The 19,597-nt window shown below is 71.0% G+C and carries 16 protein-coding genes; 5 read left to right on the top strand and 11 right to left on the bottom strand.

Going from position 1 to position 19,597, the window contains the following annotated elements; all coding sequences use genetic code 11:
- The first annotated feature begins 7 nt into the window (after positions 1 to 7).
- Positions 8 to 2,179 carry a bifunctional alpha,alpha-trehalose-phosphate synthase (UDP-forming)/trehalose-phosphatase gene (locus JYJ93_RS37060; RefSeq protein ID WP_206799385.1) on the top strand — a complete coding sequence of 724 codons (2,172 nt, stop codon included), beginning with the start codon at positions 8 to 10 and terminating at the stop codon, positions 2,177 to 2,179.
- A 21-nt stretch (positions 2,180 to 2,200) separates the two neighbouring features.
- On the opposite strand, the gene JYJ93_RS37055 is transcribed toward JYJ93_RS37060, so the two are convergent.
- From JYJ93_RS37055 to JYJ93_RS37030, 6 genes are all read right to left on the bottom strand, one after another.
- Entirely contained in the window at positions 2,201 to 4,498 is a 2,298-nt protein-coding gene (locus JYJ93_RS37055) for a hypothetical protein (RefSeq protein ID WP_206799383.1), read from the bottom strand.
- 85 nt (positions 4,499 to 4,583) lie between these two features.
- Positions 4,584 to 8,246 carry a DUF3857 domain-containing protein gene (locus JYJ93_RS37050; RefSeq protein WP_206799381.1) on the bottom strand — a complete coding sequence of 1,221 codons (3,663 nt, stop codon included), beginning with the start codon at positions 8,244 to 8,246 and terminating at the stop codon, positions 4,584 to 4,586.
- 260 nt (positions 8,247 to 8,506) lie between these two features.
- On the bottom strand, positions 8,507 to 10,546 hold the full coding sequence (locus JYJ93_RS37045) for a glycosyl hydrolase family 18 protein (RefSeq protein ID WP_206799379.1): 2,040 nt from the start codon (positions 10,544 to 10,546) through the stop codon (positions 8,507 to 8,509).
- Between the two features lie 57 nt (positions 10,547 to 10,603).
- The gene (gene nagA / locus JYJ93_RS37040) at positions 10,604 to 11,782 is read right to left on the bottom strand and encodes an N-acetylglucosamine-6-phosphate deacetylase (protein WP_206799377.1); all 1,179 of its coding nucleotides are present in this window, start codon (positions 11,780 to 11,782) and stop codon (positions 10,604 to 10,606) included.
- A complete protein-coding gene (locus tag JYJ93_RS37035; protein ID WP_206799376.1) occupies positions 11,782 to 11,952 on the bottom strand; it encodes a hypothetical protein in 171 nt (56 codons plus the stop codon). Before JYJ93_RS37035 ends, nagA begins: the two co-directional genes overlap by 1 nt.
- Entirely contained in the window at positions 11,952 to 12,998 is a 1,047-nt protein-coding gene (locus JYJ93_RS37030; RefSeq protein ID WP_269012997.1) for an SIS domain-containing protein, read from the bottom strand. Before JYJ93_RS37030 ends, JYJ93_RS37035 begins: the two co-directional genes overlap by 1 nt.
- Positions 12,999 to 13,240: 242 nt before the next feature.
- Between JYJ93_RS37030 and JYJ93_RS37025 the strand changes: the two genes are divergently transcribed.
- Together JYJ93_RS37025 and JYJ93_RS37020 are read left to right on the top strand one after the other, a co-directional pair.
- Positions 13,241 to 13,558 (top strand): DUF3817 domain-containing protein, encoded by a 318-nt coding sequence (locus JYJ93_RS37025; protein ID WP_120592816.1) that lies wholly within the window; start codon positions 13,241 to 13,243, stop codon positions 13,556 to 13,558.
- A gap of 119 nt (positions 13,559 to 13,677) precedes the next feature.
- Complete coding sequence (locus JYJ93_RS37020) at positions 13,678 to 14,487, top strand: Uma2 family endonuclease (RefSeq protein WP_206799374.1); 810 nt, start codon at positions 13,678 to 13,680, stop codon at positions 14,485 to 14,487.
- Here JYJ93_RS37020 and JYJ93_RS37015 read toward each other — a convergent pair.
- From JYJ93_RS37015 to rsfS, 4 genes are all read right to left on the bottom strand, one after another.
- On the bottom strand, positions 14,474 to 15,175 hold the full coding sequence (locus JYJ93_RS37015) for a ComF family protein (RefSeq protein ID WP_206799373.1): 702 nt from the start codon (positions 15,173 to 15,175) through the stop codon (positions 14,474 to 14,476). The two genes, JYJ93_RS37020 and JYJ93_RS37015, sit on opposite strands and share 14 nt — an antisense overlap.
- A gap of 58 nt (positions 15,176 to 15,233) precedes the next feature.
- Positions 15,234 to 16,379, bottom strand: a complete 1,146-nt coding sequence (locus JYJ93_RS37010) for an RNA ligase RtcB family protein (RefSeq protein ID WP_206799372.1) — start codon at positions 16,377 to 16,379, stop codon at positions 15,234 to 15,236.
- 67 nt (positions 16,380 to 16,446) lie between these two features.
- Entirely contained in the window at positions 16,447 to 16,911 is a 465-nt protein-coding gene (locus JYJ93_RS37005; RefSeq protein WP_014394001.1) for a 23S rRNA (pseudouridine(1915)-N(3))-methyltransferase RlmH, read from the bottom strand.
- A 4-nt stretch (positions 16,912 to 16,915) separates the two neighbouring features.
- On the bottom strand, positions 16,916 to 17,464 hold the full coding sequence (rsfS, locus tag JYJ93_RS37000) for a ribosome silencing factor (protein WP_171427372.1): 549 nt from the start codon (positions 17,462 to 17,464) through the stop codon (positions 16,916 to 16,918).
- A gap of 61 nt (positions 17,465 to 17,525) precedes the next feature.
- Here rsfS and JYJ93_RS36995 point away from each other — a divergent pair, with 61 nt between their 5' ends.
- Positions 17,526 to 17,840 (top strand): tetratricopeptide repeat protein, encoded by a 315-nt coding sequence (locus JYJ93_RS36995; protein WP_171427373.1) that lies wholly within the window; start codon positions 17,526 to 17,528, stop codon positions 17,838 to 17,840.
- Positions 17,841 to 17,852: 12 nt separating this feature from the next.
- Here the strand turns inward: JYJ93_RS36995 and JYJ93_RS36990 are convergent, their stop codons facing one another.
- A complete protein-coding gene (locus JYJ93_RS36990) occupies positions 17,853 to 18,908 on the bottom strand; it encodes a hypothetical protein (protein WP_206799371.1) in 1,056 nt (351 codons plus the stop codon).
- 135 nt (positions 18,909 to 19,043) lie between these two features.
- Between JYJ93_RS36990 and JYJ93_RS36985 the strand changes: the two genes are divergently transcribed.
- Positions 19,044 to 19,586: a hypothetical protein gene (locus JYJ93_RS36985; protein WP_206799370.1), complete on the top strand. Its 543-nt coding sequence runs from the start codon at positions 19,044 to 19,046 to the stop codon at positions 19,584 to 19,586.
- Positions 19,587 to 19,597: the final 11 nt, after the last annotated feature.

The raw sequence follows: 19,597 nt of genomic DNA, 5'->3' as shown, positions 1-19,597 counted from the left end.
TGGGTCTATGGCTCGACTCCTGCTCGTTTCGAACCGTCTTCCCGTCACCGTCAAGGCGGAGAAGGATTCTGTCTCCGTGGTGCGCAGCGCCGGGGGACTCGCCACCGGGCTCAGCCGCCCGCACGAGCGCTCCGGGGGCATGTGGATCGGCTGGCCCGGGGATGTCTCCCGGCTGACGGATGCCCAGCGCGCGCAGGTGGAGAAGCAGCTGGCGGACCTGCGCTGCGTGCCGCTGTACCTGTCCGCCAGCGAGGTCAGCCGCTTCTACGAGGGCTACTCCAACCGGGTGCTCTGGCCGCTGTGTCACTACATGCTGGACCGCGTCCCCCGGCAGGACCGGGACTGGGACGCCTACCGCAAGGCGAACGAGCGCTTCGCCGACCTGGCCGCGAAGCACTATCAGCCGGGCGACACCATCTGGGTGCACGACTACCAGCTCATGCTGGTGCCCGGGATGCTGCGAGCGCGCCTGCCGCACGCGCGCATCGGCTACTTCCACCACATCCCGTTCCCGTCCTCCGAAATCTTCAGCACGCTGCCCCGGCGCGGGGAGCTGCTCAAGGGCCTCTTGGGCGCGGACCTCATCGGCTTCCACGCGGTGAGCTACGTGCGGCACTTCTCCGGCACGCTCCTGCGGCACCTGGGGCTGGACACGGACGTCGACCGCGTCCTCTTCCAGGGGCGCGAGGTGCGCGTGGGCGCCTTCCCCATGGGCATCGACGCCACCGCCTTCGAGACGCTGGCGGGCGAGCCCGCCGTGATGGACGAGGTGAAGGTCCTGCACGAGCGCTCGCGGGATGAGCGGCTGCTCGTGGGCATCGACCGGCTGGACTACACCAAGGGGATTCCCCGGCGCCTGCTCGCGGTGCAGCGCGTGCTGGAGCGGCAGCCGTCCCTGCGCGGGCGCCTGCGCTTCATCCAGGTGGCCGTGCCCAGCCGCACGCAGGTGCAGGCCTACGCCGAGTACCGCGAGACGGTGGACGAACTGGTGGGCCGCATCAACGGCCTCTACGGCACCGTGCACAGCACGCCCGTGCACTACCTCTACCGCTCGCTCAACGAGAAGCAGCTGGTGAGCCTCTACCGCGGCGCGGACGTGATGCTGGTGACGCCCGTGCGCGACGGCATGAACCTGGTGGCCAAGGAGTTCTGCGCGGCCCGCCCGGACGAGGACGGCGTGCTGGTGCTCAGCGAGTTCGCGGGCGCGGCGTCGGAGATGCGCGACGCGCTGCTGGTGAACCCCTACGACGTGGAGGGCATGGCGGACGCCATCGAACAGGCGCTGGAGATGCCCGCCCCCGAGCGCAAGGAGCGCATGCGCTCCCTGCGCGCCGGCGTGAAGACGCGGGACGTGCACTGGTGGGTGGCCAGCTTCCTGGACCGGCTCCAGGGGCTTCCCTCCGTGGAGGAGAAGCCGCCGCTGCCGGACGGCATGCTCGCCGTGGAGAAGCTGAAGGGGCCGGGCCGCAAGGTGCTGTTCCTGGACTACGACGGCACGCTCGTGGGCTTCGCCCCCACGCCGGAGCTGGCCGCGCCGGACGCGGAGTTGATGACGCTGCTGAAGGAGCTGTGCGCCCGGCCGGACCTGTCCGTGCACATCGTGAGCGGCCGCCCGCGCGACACGCTGGAGGCGTGGTTCAGCGAGCTGCCCGCGGGGCTGCACGCGGAGCACGGCCTGTGGTCGCGCATGCGGCGGGGCCAGCCGTGGCAGGCGCTGCCGGGCGTGTCCTTCGAGTGGAAGCCGAAGGTGAAGTCCGTGCTGGACACGTTCGCGGCGCGGGTGACGGGCTCGTTCGTGGAGGAGAAGACGGCGTCGCTCGCGTGGCACTACCGCAAGGTGGACGCGGAGTTCGGCGCGCTCCAGGCGCGCGAGCTGCGCCTGCTGCTCTACGAGAAGTTCTCCCAGGAGCCCATGCACATCCTGCCCGGGGACCGGGTGGTGGAGGTGCGGCCCCGGGGCGTCAACAAGGGCCGCGTGGTGCCGGAGGTGCTGAAGGAGGAGGCGCCGGACGTGCGCGTGGTGGCCCTGGGCGACGACGTCACCGACGAGGACCTCTTCGCCGCGGTGCCCCCGGGCGGCATCACCGTGCACGCGGGCAACAAGCACACGCGCGCGGCCTACCGTGTCGAGGGGCCGCCAGAGGTGCGGCGGTTCCTGAGGGCGCTGCTCGGCAAGTAGCCTCCGGGCGCGGCGTGGGCCTCAGAGGTTGAAGCCCACGTTGCCCACGGAGATGCTGGGCCCGAAGATGAAGGACCACTTGCTGGAGGGCACCACGGTGTCGGTGGTGGGGTCGCCGCTGGTGCGCCGGGTGATGTCGCCCCGGAACTCGCGGGCAATCCATGCGTTGGCGCCCACCGCCGCGCCCGGGCCAATGGGCACCCGCAGCCCCAGGCCCAGCACGGCCGCGAGCGTGGGCGGGAACTGGATGTCCCCGGACTGCGGCACCAGGCCCAGGCCCATCAGGCCCATTTCAATGCCCAGCAGGCGCTCCTGGCCCTCGTTGTTGAGCAGCGCCAGGCGCGACAGCACGCCGAAGTTGACCGCCAGCTGTCCCGTGGGCTGCGTCGCGCGGTAGAGGCCCGCGGGGATGGTGGCCATGGTGTAGAGGCGGAACATGCCGCCGCGCACGATGGCGGTCCACTGCGCGGACGGCAGGCCCGTGCGGTCCACGGTGGAGAGGGCGTAGCGGGACTCGTCCGCGACGTGCGCCACCTGCACGAGGATGCGGTCGTACTGGCCCAGGTTGCCCTGCACGGGGATGACGCGCATCTCGCCCTTGGGCCGCAGGAACAGGCGCTGGTCCACGCTGCTCTCGCCCCGGACGGAGCCGTCCGACTTCGTCACGGTGATGCGCAGGGTGATTTCCTGGTTGCCCTCCTCCGGCGTGAGGCGCTCGCGGTGGACGACGACGCGGCAGGTGTTGCGCATGGCGTACTCCAGCCGGTGCGGACGGCTGGGGGAGAGCTTCTCGTCGTTGCCCTCCTTGTCCGCGCAGACGAGCTCCACCAGGTTCTCCACGTTGGTGGGCACGCTGGCTTCACGCACCGCGCGCTGCACGCGCTCGTCGGTGAGGAACAGGTCGGACGTGGCCAGCTCCGCCGGCAGCGTGGGCAGCCGGTAGCCGAAGCGCAGCGACACGAAGCCGCCGGAGGTCGCCTCGCCCTGGATGAGCGTGGCGGACTCGCGCACCGTCACGGTGTAGGCCCCGCCCAGCGGGCGCAGCACGAAGCGGCCCAGGCCGCCGTTGGACGCCACCGTCACCTCCGCGGGGCGGTTGGTGGGCACGAAGTCGATGGCGCCGTGGCCGGGCAGCTCCAGGGTCGCGCGGGGGACGGGGGCCGCATGGGTGTCCGCCGTATCCGACGCCACCACCGTGCCGTCCACGCGCGACGTGATGGCGGTGACGACGACCTGGGGCTCGTTGGTTCCGCTGGTGCGCAGGAGCACGTACGTGCCGTCCTGCGCCTTCACCACGCGCTCCACCCGCACGCGCGCGCCGTTCACCGTCCACAAGAGGCCGCGCGGGTCGTGCGCGCAGGACGCGTCCAGGCGCATCACCAGCCCGGAGTTCTCCGCGTCGCGCAGCACCGTGCCCTCCACGGCGGTGATGGGGCACGCGAGCACGGGCAGCGTCTCCGAGAAGGACGTCTCCAGCGCGTCCCCCTTCGCGAAGAACACGCGCGGCACCAGCCGCAGGCGCAGCGCCACCGTGGGGTTCAGCCCCGGCACGTTGCGGATGGACACAGCGCCCTCGGTCACCTCGCATCGCGCGGTGCCGCAGTCCACGGACGCGATGGCCTCCGAGTGCGTCACCGCCGCGTAGCCGGGGCCCTTGGACAGGTCCACGCCGGAGGACTGCACCAGGGGCCGCGTGAGCACGGTGCGGCCGGGGCGCAGGCGGAAGTACTCGTCGTCCAGGAAGCGCCCGTTGGCGTCGTACGTGGACACGTCCGCGCCCCGGCGGCCGTAGGCGGGGACCCAGGACAGCACCGCGTCCGTGGGCAGGCCGGGCGTCAGCGGGACGGCGCACTCGTTGGGTCCGTTGGGCTCCATGCAGACGTCCTGCCCGTCCAGGGAGGCCGTCTTCGGATCCACGCCCCGGGGCGTCCCGGACCAGGCGATGGCCACGTTCTTCAGGCCGGTGCCCTTGAGCTCCAGCCGCCCGTCGTCCGGGTAGAACGTGGTGGAGGCGCTGTCGATGCGCGGGAAGGGGCCGGTGGCCACCACCACCACGGTCTCGGTGGCCGTGGCGCAGGAGGCCTCGTCCGCGGCGACCTTCAGCTCCAGCGTGCGGTTGGATTCATCCGCGCGCGTGGGCGGCTTGAGCGTGCGGCCCTCCGGCCCCAGCACCCAGCCGCCGCGCACGGGGCCGCACAGCACGCCCTTGGGGATGACCTCCACCGCCCGCGCGCCTTCGGGAAGCTGGACGACAGGGGAGGCGGTGGCGGCCGTCGCCACCAGCAGGCAGCCAAGGACGAGCGCGCGTGCAGGGTGCATGCATCTGCTTAAGCACGGAGGGCCGCGTCCGGGTCAAGCCCTCCGTGCTCCTGCGACAGCAGGCAGGCGTCGCGAGTGTCCGCGATTACCGCGAAGCCGTCTTCTGCCCCGGCCCCTGCAAGAGGATGCGGCGGCCGAAGGCGCGGTCCACCCGGCCCAGGAACTCACGGAACTGCGGGTACTCGTCCGCCTTGATGCGGGCGACGGAGAGGGCCACTTCACCGTCGGCGATGAGCGCGCCGTTCTCCACGCGGTAGCTGAGCTTCACGCGGCCGAACTTCGTGGTCTCCTCCACCGCCTGCGGCATGTCCGCCACGGTGTAGCCGCCGGGCAGCGTGTAGCGCAGCTTGAAGGTGTTCACCCACGGGCTCTGCATCACCAGGTCGAAGCGGCGCTCGGCGAGCGACGCGTAGGCCTGCTGATACGTGCGCCCCGTGCCGAAGGGCAGGAAGCGCAGGCTGCCGCCGGGCAGCACCTCCGCGTAGCGCGGGATGCCCATGTTGAAGTCCAGCGTCACGTCGTCATCCAGGCGGGTGGTGTCGCTGAGCTTCACCTCGCGCACGGTGAGGCCGGGGAAGCTCTGGGCCCAGGCGCGCTCGAAGGTGGACTTGCGCGTGGACTCCGGACGGTAGGCGCGGCGGTAGTCCGGCGCGGACTGGCCGGACACGCTGCTCTGGCCCTTCACGTCCGCGCCGCCGTCCGGCCGCAGCGCCACGTCCATGGCCAGCGTCGTCTTGTTGTCCTCCGCCTTCGCCTCCGGCGTGGTGAGGAAGTTGCTCGTCCCGTTGGGGTCCACCACCAGCACGTTGGCCACGCGGTCCGCGCTGGGCAGTTCCTTGGCGCCGTGGAACTCCGCCGTGCCGTCCAGGTACAGGTCGAACCTGGGCACGTACGCGATGGCGTGGTTGAAGGCCGCCAGCGACGCGGGCTCCGCGTCCAGCGCGCCCAGGTTGCGCATGCGCAGCAGCACCAGCCGGCTGTCCACGCCCGCCACCTTCAGCATGGAGTGGATGAGGCTCGCCTTGTCCTTGCAGTCGCCGAAGCGGCGGGCCAGCACGCGGTCCACGCGATACGGCTTGAAGCCGTGGATGCCGAACTCCAGCGCCACGTAGCGGGTGTTGGTGACGACGAAGGAGTAGATGGCGCGCACCACGGCCAGCTGGTCCTTGCGGTCCACGCCGGTGAGCACCTGGTCCACGGTGGTCTTCAGCTCCGCGTTGGGCTGGAGCTGGTCGCGCACCAGGCCCCACCAGTAGTGGCCCACCTGGTCCCACGTCTTGTACGTGGAGATGTGCAGGTTCTGGGCGACCTCCGCCCAGCCCGGCATGCCCGGCTCCGGCACCACCTTGGAGACGTGCTTCGCGCCGAAGCGGTACACGGTGCGGCCGGATTCAGGGGCCTCCTGCTGCTGGTCCACGCCGGCCAGGCGGCTCTTGTTCCAGTACAGCGGCCGCTCCTTGGGCATGTCCACGACGTACTGGAAGCGCACCTTCGGGTAGACGCCCTGCACGCTCTCCACGTCGCCCCAGTAGTCGGACAGCAGGTTGTCCTGCGCGGTGTCGTCCAGGCGGTAGGTGAGCTCCAGCGTGTCACCGGCGGACAGCGACGGGAACGACAGGATGCGCGCGCGGGCGTCGTAGTACATGCCCGTCCACGGCTCGTTGATGTTGCGGTCCGCGTCGCCGTAGCTGTCCACCACGGATCCGTCCGGCTTCGTCACGCGGGCGCGCAGCACGCGCACCTCCTGGCGGTCCGGCGAGTACGTCACCGGCACGCTGCGGAACGCGTCCACGCCGCGCTGGTTGAACACGCGCACCACCATCTGCTGCATGCGGCTGGACAGGCCGCTCTTCTGCACGCGCACGTAGGTGTTGTCCACGAGGTACAGGGCGTCCTCGTTCATGTAGCCCTCGGCCTCCTTGGACAGGGGCTTCGCGTCCACCAGGTACTGGGTGCCCGCGCTCTCGGACTCACCCTTGAGCGTGCGCAGGGCCTCCTTGAGGCCGGGGTTCTGCGGGCGCAGCACCAGCGACTTCTCGAAGGCGGCCAGGGCGGGCTCGCGCTGACCGGCGGCGAGCAGCGCGCGGCCCTCGCGCTCGTACACCTCCGGCTCGTCCGGGGAGAGCGCCTTGGCCTCCGTGAAGAGGGCGGAGGCCTCCTCCACGGCGCCGTTGGCGGCCTTGAGCTCCGCCAGCCGCACGCGGCTGCCGTTGTCGAAGGGGTTCAGGTCGGTGAGCTTCGCGTACTCGCGCTCGGCGGCGTCCACCTTGCCCGCGTCCGCGAGCATGGAGGCCAGCTGGCGGCGGGTGTTGGTGTCGTCGTAGCGCAGCGCCAGCACCACGCGCATGCGGTCCATGGCCTCCTGCGCGCGGCCCAGCTGACGGGACGCCGCGGCGGCCACGCGCACCACGCGGGGCACGCGCGGCTGCTGGCGGAAGGCCTCTTCAATCAACGCGTGCGCCCGGGCGCGCTCGCCCAGGGCCTCCGCCGCGCGGGCGAGCAGGAGGCGCGCGCCCGGCACATTGCGGCCGTCCTCCACCTCCAGGAGGGGGGCGAGCAGCGGCTGCACGCGCTCCGGGTGGCCGCGGTCCATCTCATGGTCCGCCAGCGCCAGGCGCGCGGGGGCGTAGGTGGGGTCCGCCTTCACGGCGGCCTCCAGGAAGCGGCGGCGCTCGTTGAGGTCGTCCGTCTGGGTGTTGGCGGCCAGGACCTGGAGGCGCGCGTCGTTGGGGCCGGTCTCCGCCGCGAGCGCGGCCTCGGCGCTGGCGGTGTGCTCGCGCTCGTCATACGCGCGGAAGAAGGACAGCACCTGGGCGTAGTCGCCGCGCAGCTGGGCGTCGTCCGGGTTCTTCTCCACCAGCGCGCGCAGCGAGGAGGTCAGCGTGGGCAAAGGCTGCGGCGCGGGCGCGGGCATGCGCTCCAGGGCGGGGGCCTTGGCGGGCAGCGAGGCGCGGGCGGAGGCCGTCTCCGAGCGCAGGTAGAAGCCCAGCGGGCCGGACTCCTGGCACACCTTCACCAGCACGCGGTTGAGGCCCTTCTTGAGCTTCACCGACACGCGCGTCTGGTCCGGGCGCGGCAGGTTGTAGCGGTCCTCCTTGGACGCGAGCTGCCCGTTCACCCACAGGCGGTAGCCGCCGGAAGTGCCCAGGCCCAGCGCCACGCGCGTGTCCTGGGGCACCTCCAGCCAGGTGAGCGCGTACGCCACGGACTCCTTGTTGGGGCGCACCGCGGTGGCCAGGTCCACGTATCCGTCCGCGGACGTGACGGACAGCTTGCGCCAGGTGGCCTCGTGGCCCTTGGCGCCGGGGTAGCGCGCGGTGAGGTCCAGGTTGGCGGCCTCCGGACCGAAGTCCGTGTCGCAGCCGGCCTTGCCCTCGTTCTCGAAGCCGCCCACGACGTAGTAGTCGTTGACGAAGCCCAGCCACTGGCGGACCTCGTTGGCGCGCACCATGCGGCCGCGCGAGCGCTCCGCGTCCATGAGCAGCAGCTGCGCGGTGGTGCGCGTGTTCACGTCCGACGCGCGGCGCGAGGCAATCTGCTGATAGGTGCTCACCAGCGGGGTGAGGTCCTCCACGTCATCCACCAACGCGTGCATGCGCAGCAGCGCGGCGCCGCCGCGTGGCGAGTTGGCGGCCTTGACGGCCTCGGCCGCGTACTCGCGGGCCCGGTCGTCCGCGTTCGGCTTCGCGAGCCCCAGCACGGGGCAGGTGAGCACGACAAGTGCGGCCAGCGATGTGAAACGCGACATCCGTTCTCCTCGAAGTTCGACGGCGCCCGGGGGCAGGCAGGGGGCGGTGACGCCAGTGAACAGGCGGACCCGTCACGGCCTTCCCCTGCATGCGGCCCCGGACGGCGGGCAGGCAACCCATCCGAGCCCCACTCTATGCCGGACCGGTGTGGGGCGGGGTGGGCCCGTGAAGGCCAGGGCACGAAAACGCACAGGGCCGGCGCGGGCGTGGATGCCCGTGCCGGCCCCGGTGTGGGTGCGTTCCCCCGAGGGGGGAGGCGTCAGTGGAGCTTGTTGTAGAGCGCGTTGACGAGGCTGCCGTCATCGCCGCTCAGCTCCCAGAACATCGCGCCGCCCAGGCCCTTGGATAGGATGTAGTCCGACTTGGCGTTCATGCTCTGCACGTCGTCGTAGGCCACCCACACCTTCGTCGTGGGGCTGTAGACGTAGGCCTGCTTGCTCTCCGGGTGGAAGAACTTCGTGTAGCCGGAGCCCGCGCGCTCGTAGTTGGCCTTGAGGTCCTTGTAGTCGAACACGCCGGTGAGGCCGGACTGGCCATCATCCCAGGTGCCCTTGGTGGGCACGCCGGACTGGAACAGGCCGTTGTTCACGTTGGGCACGTTGCCCCAGCCGCGGCCGTAGAAGGGCACGCCCACGACGATCTTGGAGGCGGGCACGCCCAGCTGGAGCATCTTCGCGATGGAGCCGTCCGTGTAGAAGCCGTCGTTGGCGCCCGGGTCCCCCGTCACGCGGTTCAGCGCGGAGTGGAAGTTGACCGTGCTCTCGAAGGCGCCGTGGTAGTCGTAGGACATCACGTTGATCCAATCGAGGATGCCGGCCAGCTTCACGGTCTCCTGCTTGTTGGCGAGCAGGTCCGGCGACGCGCCCGACGCGATGGTGAGCAGGTAGGACTGGCCCGTCTGCGCCGTGACGGCGGCCAGCTGGGTGCGGAACTCCTGCATGAGCAGGGTGTAGTTCACCTTGTCCGCGGGGCTGCTGATGTTGTCCGGCAGGCCGCCGCCGGTGGGGTACTCCCAGTCCACGTCGATGCCGTCGAACACGCCCACGCCGTTGGCGGGGGTGACGCCGGGGAACTGGCCCTTCACGTACAGGTCCACGCAGGACTTCACGAACGCGGTGCGCGACGCGGCGGTGGCGGCGACCTGCGAGAAGTACTTGGACCAGGACCAGCCGCCAATGGAGATGAGCAGCTTGAGGTTCGGGTTCGTCTTCTTCAGCTCCTTGAACGCGCGGAAGTTGCCGCGCAGCGCGCCGGGGTCCCACTCGCCGGGGTAGCCGAAGCCCTTGTCGATGTCCGCGAACGCGTCCCCGAGGATGCACTTGCCGTCCGGGGAGATGTTGGAGAAGGCGTAGTTGATGTGCGTGAGCTTCGACGCCGGGACGTTGGACACCTGGTAGTTGCGGCCGTAGATGCCCCACGCGGTGAAGTAGCCGACGATGCGCTTGCCGCCCGGAGGAGGTGGCGTGGTGGGCAGCTCCACCACGACGCTCACGGTCTTGGTGCCCACGTTGCCCGCGGCGTCGTACGCCTTCACGGTGTACGCGTACGTGCCGTTCTGCGCGGACGTGGAGATGGCGCGCGTGAACGACGACGCGGTGGCCACGAGCGTGCCGTTCTCCAGGATCTCGATCTTCGTCACGCCCGTGTCGTCCGTGGCGCTGGCGGAGACGGTGAAGGAGCCCGCGGCGGTGAGGCGTGACGCGCTGGCGTTGGCGGTGACGACGGGGGCGGTGACGTCACCGGTGGAGGGGATTGCGACGGTGACGGTGACGGTCTTCGAGCCCACGTTGCCCGCGGCGTCGTAGGCCTTCACGGTGTACGTGTACGTGCCGTTCTGCCCGGAGCCGGAGAAGCTGCGCGTATAGGAGGACGCGGTGGCGACGAGCGTGCCGTTCTCCAGGATTTCAATCTTCGTCACGCCGGTGTCGTCGGTGGCGCTGGCGGAGACGGTGATGGAGCCCGCGGCGGTGACGCTCGTCTTGCTGCTCGAAGCGGTGACGACGGGGGCGGTGGTGTCGCCGCCGCCCGTGACGGGGCCCAGGTCCAGCCACAGCGCCGCCACGGCCGTCGGCGTCCAGTCCGCCTGGGACGTGTGGGCCTGACGGCATTGATAGACGCGGCCCTCATAGGTGACGCGAGTGCCCACGGAGTAGGCGACGCCCACGGCCCACGCGGCATCCAGCGGCGCCTTCATCACGCTGCCAGGACCTCCGGCTTCGGGAGCGAAGGACTCCTGACCACAGCCCGCGACGGTCAGCGCGGACGCCACCAGGCCCACAATCCACTTGCTACGACGCATTCGTGTTCTCCTCGCCTGCGGTACACGCGGAAGGAGTCACGCACCCATTTTTCCGGGTTAATGGCTGGCGTTGGATTGTGTCTGCCCACCCACCCATGTGGTGTGGACGGAAAGGTCCGGCTTCAACAGCACGAGGTCCGCGCGATGCCCCGGCGCGATGCGGCCCCGGTGGCCATGCAGTCCCATGAAGGTGGCGGGATGGCGCGAGGCCATGCGCAGCGCCTCTTCCAGGGGGACGCCGAGCGAGTGGACGCAGTGGCGCACCGCCGCGGTGAGGTCGATGTCCGCGCCCGCGAGCGTGCCGTCCTCCGTCTCCAGGCGGCCGTGGCGGCGCAGGATGGTGCGTCCCTGGAGGGTGAAGGACGTGACGGGCGTGCCGACGGGGGGCATGGCGTCCGTGACGAGGAACACCTTGCCCGGCGGTTTGACCTTGAGGAGCAGGCGCAGGTTGTCCGCGTGCACGTGCACGCCGTCCGCGATGACGCCGCACCACGCGTCGTCATGGGTGAGCGCGGCGACGACGGGCCCGGGCTGGCGGTTCATCACCGGGGGCATGGCGTTGAACAGGTGCGTGAAGCCGCGCACGCCTGAGCTCAGGGCCTGGGTGGTGCGCTCGCTGGTGGCGGCGGTGTGGCCCGCGCTGAGCACGACGCCCGCGTTGGCGAGGCGGCGCAAGGTGGCATCGTCCACGCACTCGGGAGCGAGCGTCATCAGCACGCGGCCTCCGTGCGCGGCGAAGCGGCGGGGCAGGGCGGTGAGGTAGTCGAGGTCGCGAGGGTCGGGCGTGCGGATGAACGAGGGCACGTGGACGCCCGCGCGCTCGCGGCTGATGAAGGGGCCTTCCAGGTGGATGCCGAGCACGCCGCTGTCGGGGCGCGCGGTGGCGGTGAGCGCGGCCTCGCAGGCTTCGCGCATGCGGGCGGCGTCGTCGGTGATGAACGTGGGGAGCAGGCCCGTGGTGCCGCACGTGCGCATGGCGGAGGCGATGGCGAGCGCGGCCGCCTCGGTGGGCGTGTCGTTGAAGAGCACGCCGCCCGCGCCGTTGACCTGCACGTCCACGAAGCCGGGGGCCAGGAGTGTGTCCCCGGGCAGCGTGTGCACGGTGGCGCCGGTGGGAATCGCGGATGAGGGCACCACGGCGCGGACGGTGCCGTCTTCGATGACGACGGCGTGACCTTCGAGGAGCTGGTCCCCGGTGAAGACGCGTGCGCCTTTAAGGACGGTGGGCGTGGGCATCACTCGGCTCCCGTGAGCATGTGCAGGATGACGGCGCGGGCGTGAGTGTCTTGATGAACGGTGGGCGTGGGCATCATGCCGTCTCCGTGCGCCTGCGGGGGAACGATGGCCTGACCCGCGAGGCGCGGGTCCCCGGTGAAGACGCGGGCACCCTGGAGACGGGTGAGCATCACACGGTCTCCGTGACCTTGCGCAGGTGCGCGGGGGCATCCGGATTCAGGCCTCGCGCCGTCGCGAGCTGGTGCACCGCGAAGTAGAAGCTCTGCACCTGGCAGAGCGGAGCGATGGCTGCGGGAACGTCCGGCAGCGTGGGCAGGGATTGCGCGCCGGGGACGGGCAGGGCTGTGTGGACGCTCGCGCCCAGCTCGACCATGCGTTGGACGACATCACGCGTGCCCTGCGCGGCGTTGTCCTCCTGTCCCAGCGCGAGCACGGGAAAGCCGGGCCGCACCAGCCCGAGCGGACCATGGAGGACCTCCGCGGTGCTGAAGGCTTCCGCGTGCAGACGGCAGGTCTCCTTGAGCTTGAGGGCCATCTCCAGCGCGGCGCCCAGGCCGCTGCCCCGGCCGACGACATAGAGGCTGCTCGCGTCCTTGAGCGTCGCGAGCGCCGGCCACCAGTCGAGCTTCCCGGCGGCCTCCAGCGCGTCCGGGAACCGCCGGGCGGCGTCATGCAGCTCCGCGGAGTCCGACCAGTGCGCGACGAGTTGGAGGAAGGCGAGTCCGGAGAGCAGATAGGACTTGGTGGCGGCGACGCTGTGCTCGGGGCCCGCGGACAGCGGGATGCGCACGTCGCACAGCGCCGCGAGTGGAGAGCTTTCGTCGTTGATGAAGCCCAGCACGACGGCGCCTCCCGCGCGGGCGGCCTCGGTCATGCGCAGCAGGTCGGGGCTCTGGCCGGACTGGGACACGGCGATGAAGAGCGCGTCGCGCAGGTCCAGGGAGCGCGTGTTGTAGACGGACGCGACGCTGGGGCCCAGCGAAGCGACAGCGCGGCCCAGCGTGGTTTCAATGAGGTACTTGCCGTAGACGGCCGCGTGGTCGGAGCTGCCCCGGGCGCAGGTGACGACGAAGCGGGGCGGTGTGCGGCGCAGGCGGGCGCCCAGGTAGGCGAAGGTGTCGCGGCAGCGTTCGAGCTGGCGGCGGGCGGCGGCCGGAGCCTCGGCGGCCTCGCGCGCGAGGGCGGGGAGGGAGGGATTCTTCGGGATGGAGTCCACGCGCAGGGGGGATAACAGCTCCGGGGGTGGACGGGGGGAGGAAGGGGCCAGGCGTGATGCGTCCGACATCCGGGGTGCGGCGGCGAGGCCCTGACGTCAGGCGGGACCTGGAGCGGGCAGGCGAGGATGCCCTGCGACAATGGGACCTGTATCACCGGGGCTCACCGCGCTGACGACGGAAGGCGATACTGCTTCGGCCGCGTGCCTTGACGGTGCGAGAGGGGCGGAGGAGAGAGGACGTCATGCTGAAGACCGCCCTGGGCCGTTTCCGCGCCGTTGCCTTCTGGGAAGGTTTGTCCTTCCTGGTGCTGCTGCTCATCGCCATGCCGTTGAAGTACGTGCTTCACATGCCCCTGGGCGTGCGAGTGGTGGGCATGGCGCACGGCGTGCTGTTCGTGGCGTACCTCTACACGCTGATGATGGCGGCCATCGAATACCGCTGGGGCGTGAAGCGGATCGCCGTGGCCTTCCTGGCCTCGCTGGTGCCGGGCGGGACGTTCTGGCTGGACGCGCAGTTGCGCGGTGAGGCGCTCGCGCTGGAGACGGCGAAGACGCGCTGATTCGAGGTCATTCGCCGCGAAGCCTGGACGGCGGTCTGAGAACTCCTTGGCGCGTTGCTTGCTCAAGGCCCGCGCGGGGGCAATTGACCCAAGGGCCTGCCCGACGCAGGCTGAGGGTCATGGGACGTCATACCGACAAGGTTGGAGACGCCTTCCCCCGGGCGCCTTCTCAGGAAGAGTGGGAGCGGATGGGGCAGGAGGAGCGGGACCGGGTGGTGGCAACACTGCCGGGTGAGGTGACGTACGAAGAGATGGCGATGCCGGAGGGGGACAGCCATCAGGAGCCCAAGGCGCTCGCGCGCGAGGCACTCCGGGGCTACTTCAAGCGCCGTGGACGCAAGGCCTACGTGGGCTCGGAGTTGCCTGTGTATTACCCGGCGGAGCGCCGATTCGCGCCGGACCTGTTGGTCGTGCTGGACGTCGAGAACCACCGTCGGAAGAAGTGGCTGGTCAGCCACGAGGGGCACGGGCTCGACTGGGTGATGGAGGTCCACGTCGGGGGCGACCGGAAGAAGGATGCCGAGTTCAACGTGAGCCGGTATGCCCGTCTGGGCATCCCCGAATACTTCATCTTCGATGGGGGACGGCTCACGCTGGAGGGCTACCGGCTGGCGACACCGGATGCGCGTGTCTACACGCGCATGGAGTCCCGGAATGGCCGCTTCATCTCGGAGGTGCTGGGGCTCGAACTCCAAGTCGAGGGCGAGGACGTGCGTTTCTGGGCGGGCAACGCGCCGCTGCTGGTTTCCGATGAGTTCATTGACCGTCTGGAAGATCAGACGATGAGCCTGCAACGCCTCGCAGAGGAAACATCCCGGCGCGCGGACGAAGAATCCAGGCGCGCGGACGAGGAGGCCCGGCGCGCGAATGAGGCCGAACGCCGCTTCAGGGAACTCGAAGCCGAGCTCGCCCGGCTCAAGCGAGGGTGAACGCCCTCGCCAATGTCAGCACCTCCACGCGCGTGGCCCCCGCGTCCCTCAGGGCGACAGCGGCGGCCCGCGCGGTGGACCCGGTGGTGAACACGTCGTCCAGGAGCAACACCTCCTGCCCCTCCACCGCTCGCGACGCCACGAACGCACCGGCCACGTTGCCCGCGCGCTCCGCTTCACTCAGCCCCACCTGTCTCCGAGTCTCCCGCGTGCGCGTAAGCCACCCCACCGGCGCTGTCCTTCCCGTGGCCTTCGCCAGTTGCCCCGCGAGCAGGCGCGCCTGGTCGTACTGCCGCTTCCGGAATCGTCGCACGTGCAGCGGCAGCGCCACCACGCACTCCGGCGCGGTCCTCAGGAACCGCCGCGCCTCGTCCGCGAGCAGCACCCCCAGTGGCGCCGCGAGGTCCGGGTGGTCCTCGTACTTGAACCGGTGGATGGCCCTCGCCACCGGCCCCTCGTGCGCGAAGGGCGCCCAGGCCCGGCTGAACGGCGGCGGCACCGTCCGGCAACGGGGACAGGCGTTCCCCGGGAACGCACCCGGCTCCGCGCACGTCCGGCAACACACCGGCGGCAGCCGCTCCAATGCCGTGTCACACGGCTCGCAGAACACCGCGCCCACGCCCGGCAGCACCTTCGCGCAGGCCAGACACATGGGCGGATAAACCAGGTCCAACAGTGCCTTCCACATCAACGGGCCTCACAGGGGGCAGCGCATCCTCGCGCCCCTCGTGCGAGCCCCGTGCCGCTCACTCCGCCGTGCGGCCTCGCGTCTTGTACGTGAGCACCGGCGCCAGCGTCGCCACCACCCGCACCAACCCCGCCTCCACCAGGTCCGTCACCACGCGGTCGATGGCCTTGTACGCCGGAGGTGCCTCCTCGAAGAGCAGGTCCCGGTCCTCGCACACCACGTGGCTCTTGAAGGACGTGCGCGTCAGCGACTCCGCCGTGAAGCGCTCCTTCAGCCGCTCCCGCGCCGCCGTGCGCGTCCACTTGCGTCCCGCGCCGTGCGCCAGGCTGTACGCGCTCTGCTCGCCCGTGCCCACCGGCAACACCAGATAGCTCAGCGCTCCGCGGCTGCCGGGAATCACCACCGGCCCTTCGTCCCACGGCGCCGCGCCCTTGCGGTGCAACCACCCCACGCGTCCACCCGCATGCCGCGCGGTGACACTGTTGTGGCACACGTCCAACACCCGCCGCCCCGTCGCCCCAATCCCATCCAACGTCCGCTGCGCCACCAGCGCCCGGTTCGCCTTCGCCCACAGCACCGCGCCGTCATGCCGCTTGAGATATGCGCGCGCCTCGTCCGAATCCGCCGCGAGGCCCCCCGCCGCGTGCCGGTCCACGTGCGTGCGCAGGATGGCCTCTCCCAGCCCGCGCGACCCCGAGTGCACGAGCAACAGCAGCCGCTCCTCCCGCAGGCTCAGCGCCTCGAAGACGCGCGCGTCGTGCACCTCCTCCACCCGCTGCACCTCCGCGAAGTGGTTGCCGCCGCCCACCGTGCCCAGCGCCGACTCAAAGCCCGCGCCGCTCGCGCCGTGCTCCGCGAGCACCGCCTCCGTGTCCCCCACCCACGGCCCTTCCAGGTCCAGCTTCGCCGCCCACCGCTCCGCCTTCGCCTTGCGCTTCAGCAGGTCCACGTCCCACAAGCCCATGCCACAGCCGATGTCGCTGCCCACGAGATAGGGATAGAGGAAGCCCTCGGATTCGAAGGCCGCGCCCACCGGAGCGCCCTTGCCGGGATGCAGGTCCGGCAAGCCCACCGCGAGTCTCATCCCGGGCAGGCGCGATACGGCCTCCAGTTGGCGGACGGCCTCGCCCTCCACCCAGGACTGGGGCGAGGCGATGATGCGCACGGTGGCGGCCGTGGAGGTGTCAGAAGAAGGCGTGTTCATGATGGCCGCTTCGACGCGGTCCCTTCACGCGCCCTGACGCTCACGGCCCCAAGGCCTGCCCGGCTGCCTACTTGTGGTAGGGCTCGCCCTTCAGGATGGTGAACGCGCGGTAGAGCTGCTCGATGAGCACCACCCGCGCCAGCCGGTGGGGCAGCGTCATCCGCGACAACGACATCACCTGATGCGCCGCGCCACGCACCGAGTCGTCCAGGCCCTCGTCCCCGCCGATGACGAAGAGCAGGTCCTTCGAGCCCGTCTGCGCCTTGGCGACGTAGCGGGCGAGCTCCACCGAATCCAGCAGCGTGCCGCGCTCGTCCAGCGCGACAATCCAGTCCTGCGGCTTGCGCTTGCCCAGGATGGCGGCGGCCTCCGCGGACTTCGCCTCGCCGGGCTTGAGCTTGCGGCCCGACGCTTCGTTCAGCTCCAGCAGCTCGAAGCGCGTGTAGTGCTCGAGCCGCCGCGCGTACTCCTGCACGGCGGGCTCGAACAACCCGGAGCGGTCCTTGCCGATGGAGAGGAGGCGGACCTTCACGGGACTAGGACAGCTTCTCCCGGGGCGCGTCCGCCCACAGCCCGTCCAGGTCGTAGAAGGCGCGCACCTCGCCGTTGAACAGGTGGGCCACGACGTCGTCGTAGTCCAGCAGCACCCACTGGCCCGTCTCCAGGCCTTCCGTGCTGATGGGGCGCAGGGGCTGCGCCTCCTGCTTGAGCTGCACCTGGACGTTCTCCGCCATGGCGCTCACCTGGCGGTCGCTCTCGCCGGAGGCGATGACGATGTAGTCCGCGTAGGACGTCATCCCGCGCATGTCGAGGATGACGACGTCCGTGGCCTTCTTGTCCAGCAGCAGGTTGCCGATGCGGCGCGCCAGCTCACGCGCCTTCGCGTTCTCCGCGGGCTTGGGAGGCGCGGGCGGGGCGGCGGGCTTCGGAGCCTTCTTGCGCGCGGCGGCGGTCTTCTTGCGCGGCGGCGGACGCACGCCCGGCTTCGCCTTCTTGGCGGCCGTCGTCTTCTTGCGGGCCGGAGCCCGGGTCGCGCTCTTCGCCTTCGCCTTCTTGGATGCAGGGGTCTTCTTCTTCGTGGCCATGTGGCGGATACCCTAGCGCACCCTTGGCAAGCTTCCAGCGCTCCTCTAATGGGTTCCGTCCATGAGCGACGCCCGCCTGGAGCAGTTCAAGAAGATGACGGCCCAGTTCCCCGACGCCCCCATGGCCTGGTTCTCCCTGGGGAAGCTCCAACTGGAGCGCAAGGAGTACGACAGCGCCATCCAGAGTCTGGAGACCGCCGTCCGCCTGGACCCGAAGTATGCCGCGGCCCTCGTCTCCCTGGGGGATGCCTACGCGGGGGCCGGCCAGACGGACAAGGCGAAGCAGGTGCTCACCACCGCCCGGGACCACGCGCTCGCCCAGCAGCACCCCAGCCTGGCCGAGGAGATCGACGAGCGCATCGCCGACCTGGATTGATGGATTTCGCTCCTAGTCCTGGTCCCGCCAGGTGAAGCCCACGCCGAACACCTGGCGCGTGTAGCGCAAGTCATTGCGCGGCAGGCGCGTGCTCCAGAGGCCCCAGGACAGCTCCAGGTCCACGCGGGCGGAGACGGGCCGCGCCAGCTTGAGGGACAGCGAGTTCTGCCCCTCGTCCTCCTCCACCAGGATGATCTCCGGCGACAGGAAGATGCCGTCCGGGTAGCGCGCCAGGCCCAGCGTCCCCTGCGCCAGCAGCGTCACCCGCCACGGCAGCCGCAGCCCGGCGCTGCCGACGAGCCGGTGTCTCAGGGCCGTCTCACCGAAGCTGTTGGAGCTGACCTCCTGGAAGGCATAGGTGAGCGACAGCTTCACCGGCCCCCGGTACGTGTAGCCCGCCCCCGCCAGCAGCGCGCCGTCCTGCCGCCGCACGGGGGCCGCGCTGACGCCCGGGAAGGGCCGGGCGAAGGGGCCGTAGCGGCGAGAGCCCCATTCGCCGAACACGCTCAGGGTGTGACGCGGGCTCAGCCGGTAGCGGCCCAGGACGCCCACCTCCGGGCCGCCGAAGTCGGCCGTGTGGTCCGGGCGGTATACGAAGCGGCGGGCGCCCAGGCGAAGGCGCAGGGCCAGGCGCACGTCCGGGGCGTACTCGGCGAAGAGGCTGGCGCCCAGGTCCGAGTACGCGCGGCTGCCGCCCCGCCGGTCCTTGGCGTGGCCTTCCGCGCCCACGCCCCACTCGGAGCCCAGGGCGAGCGAGCCCTCCAGCGCGCCCGCCTGCACCAGGGTGTCCTCGTTGTCGTAGGCCAGGTACTTGCGCGCGCCCAGCTCGTACCGGCCCACCACCTGGGAGCGCTCGCCGGTGCCCCGTCCCTCCGCCACGCCCAGCACGCTCAGGGCCAGGTCCGCGCCGGGGCCGGGTGTGGCGCCGTCGGAGAAGTCGCGCGGGGCGTTGCTGTCCCCGAGCAGCCGGCCGGTGCCCCTCAGCGAGCCCTGCCACTCGGCCGCGCGCGCACCTCCGCCCCAGGGGATGCAGAGGGCCAGGAGGAGCGGGAGGAGGCGGCGGTCCAAGACGCGCGCACCATACTCCGGCCCGCTGGCATCCCCACGCTCGCAAGTGCCCTGTGCGGCCACGTCGTCCCGGGGACACCCGGGGTGTGCCCGCGGTCGGTGACGCCGCACCCGGCCGCCCGGTACATTGCGGCCATGTCTTACGCGTCCTTCCTCGCGGCGGTGGCCGGCCTGGGGCTCGCCGCCTGCTCCCCGGCGTCCTTCACCACGGAGGTCCAGGGCGAGGCGACGGTGCCCGCGAACCCCGCCGGCACCTCCACGCTCCTCAACGCCTTTCCCTCCATCAGCAGCTTCTCCGCGCTCGACTTCAACGAGAACCAGGACTTCAAGAACCGCGACGTCACCAAGGACGAGGTGACGCGCGTGCAGGTGAAGTCGATGACGCTCAAGGTCCTGAGCCCGAACGAGCAGGACTTCGGCTTCCTGGACTCGCTGGAGGCCGTGGCCCGCGCGGGCAACTCCGAGTCGCGCTTCGCGGGACGCGACGGCATCGCGGGCCTGCGCCTGAGCCCGCCCAACCCCACGGTGGGGTTGAACACGGACGGCAGCGTGGACCTGCGGCCCTACGTGGCCGCGCCCAGCATGTCCATCATCCTGCGCGGCACGGGGCGCCTGCCGGAGCGCGAGGTGCGCGTGCAGGCCACGGTGGTGCTGGAGGTGGAGGGCGGCCTGCTGTAGGGGCCCGCGGC

This window comes from Corallococcus sp. NCSPR001, assembly GCF_017309135.1.
Lineage (GTDB): Bacteria > Myxococcota > Myxococcia > Myxococcales > Myxococcaceae > Corallococcus.
The sequence above is the reverse complement of the archived record's forward strand: the minus strand, read 5'-3'. Positions and strand labels throughout refer to the sequence as shown.

What these genes read in the sequence shown, in the direction of transcription:
- JYJ93_RS36995 (WP_171427373.1), top strand. Translation starts at nt 17,526, where the DNA reads ATGAGCGACGCCCGCCTGGAGCAGTTCAAGAAGATGACGGCCCAGTTC.
- JYJ93_RS37015 (WP_206799373.1), bottom strand. Translation starts at nt 15,175, where the DNA reads ATGTGGAAGGCACTGTTGGACCTGGTTTATCCGCCCATGTGTCTGGCC.
- JYJ93_RS37010 (WP_206799372.1), bottom strand. Translation starts at nt 16,379, where the DNA reads ATGAACACGCCTTCTTCTGACACCTCCACGGCCGCCACCGTGCGCATC.
- JYJ93_RS37025 (WP_120592816.1), top strand. Translation starts at nt 13,241, where the DNA reads ATGCTGAAGACCGCCCTGGGCCGTTTCCGCGCCGTTGCCTTCTGGGAA.
- nagA (WP_206799377.1), bottom strand. Translation starts at nt 11,782, where the DNA reads ATGCCCACGCCCACCGTCCTTAAAGGCGCACGCGTCTTCACCGGGGAC.
- rsfS (WP_171427372.1), bottom strand. Translation starts at nt 17,464, where the DNA reads ATGGCCACGAAGAAGAAGACCCCTGCATCCAAGAAGGCGAAGGCGAAG.
- JYJ93_RS37020 (WP_206799374.1), top strand. Translation starts at nt 13,678, where the DNA reads ATGGGACGTCATACCGACAAGGTTGGAGACGCCTTCCCCCGGGCGCCT.
- JYJ93_RS36985 (WP_206799370.1), top strand. Translation starts at nt 19,044, where the DNA reads ATGTCTTACGCGTCCTTCCTCGCGGCGGTGGCCGGCCTGGGGCTCGCC.
- JYJ93_RS37035 (WP_206799376.1), bottom strand. Translation starts at nt 11,952, where the DNA reads ATGCTCACCCGTCTCCAGGGTGCCCGCGTCTTCACCGGGGACCCGCGC.
- JYJ93_RS37045 (WP_206799379.1), bottom strand. Translation starts at nt 10,546, where the DNA reads ATGCGTCGTAGCAAGTGGATTGTGGGCCTGGTGGCGTCCGCGCTGACC.
- JYJ93_RS37060 (WP_206799385.1), top strand. Translation starts at nt 8, where the DNA reads ATGGCTCGACTCCTGCTCGTTTCGAACCGTCTTCCCGTCACCGTCAAG.
- JYJ93_RS37055 (WP_206799383.1), bottom strand. Translation starts at nt 4,498, where the DNA reads ATGCACCCTGCACGCGCGCTCGTCCTTGGCTGCCTGCTGGTGGCGACG.
- JYJ93_RS37050 (WP_206799381.1), bottom strand. Translation starts at nt 8,246, where the DNA reads ATGTCGCGTTTCACATCGCTGGCCGCACTTGTCGTGCTCACCTGCCCC.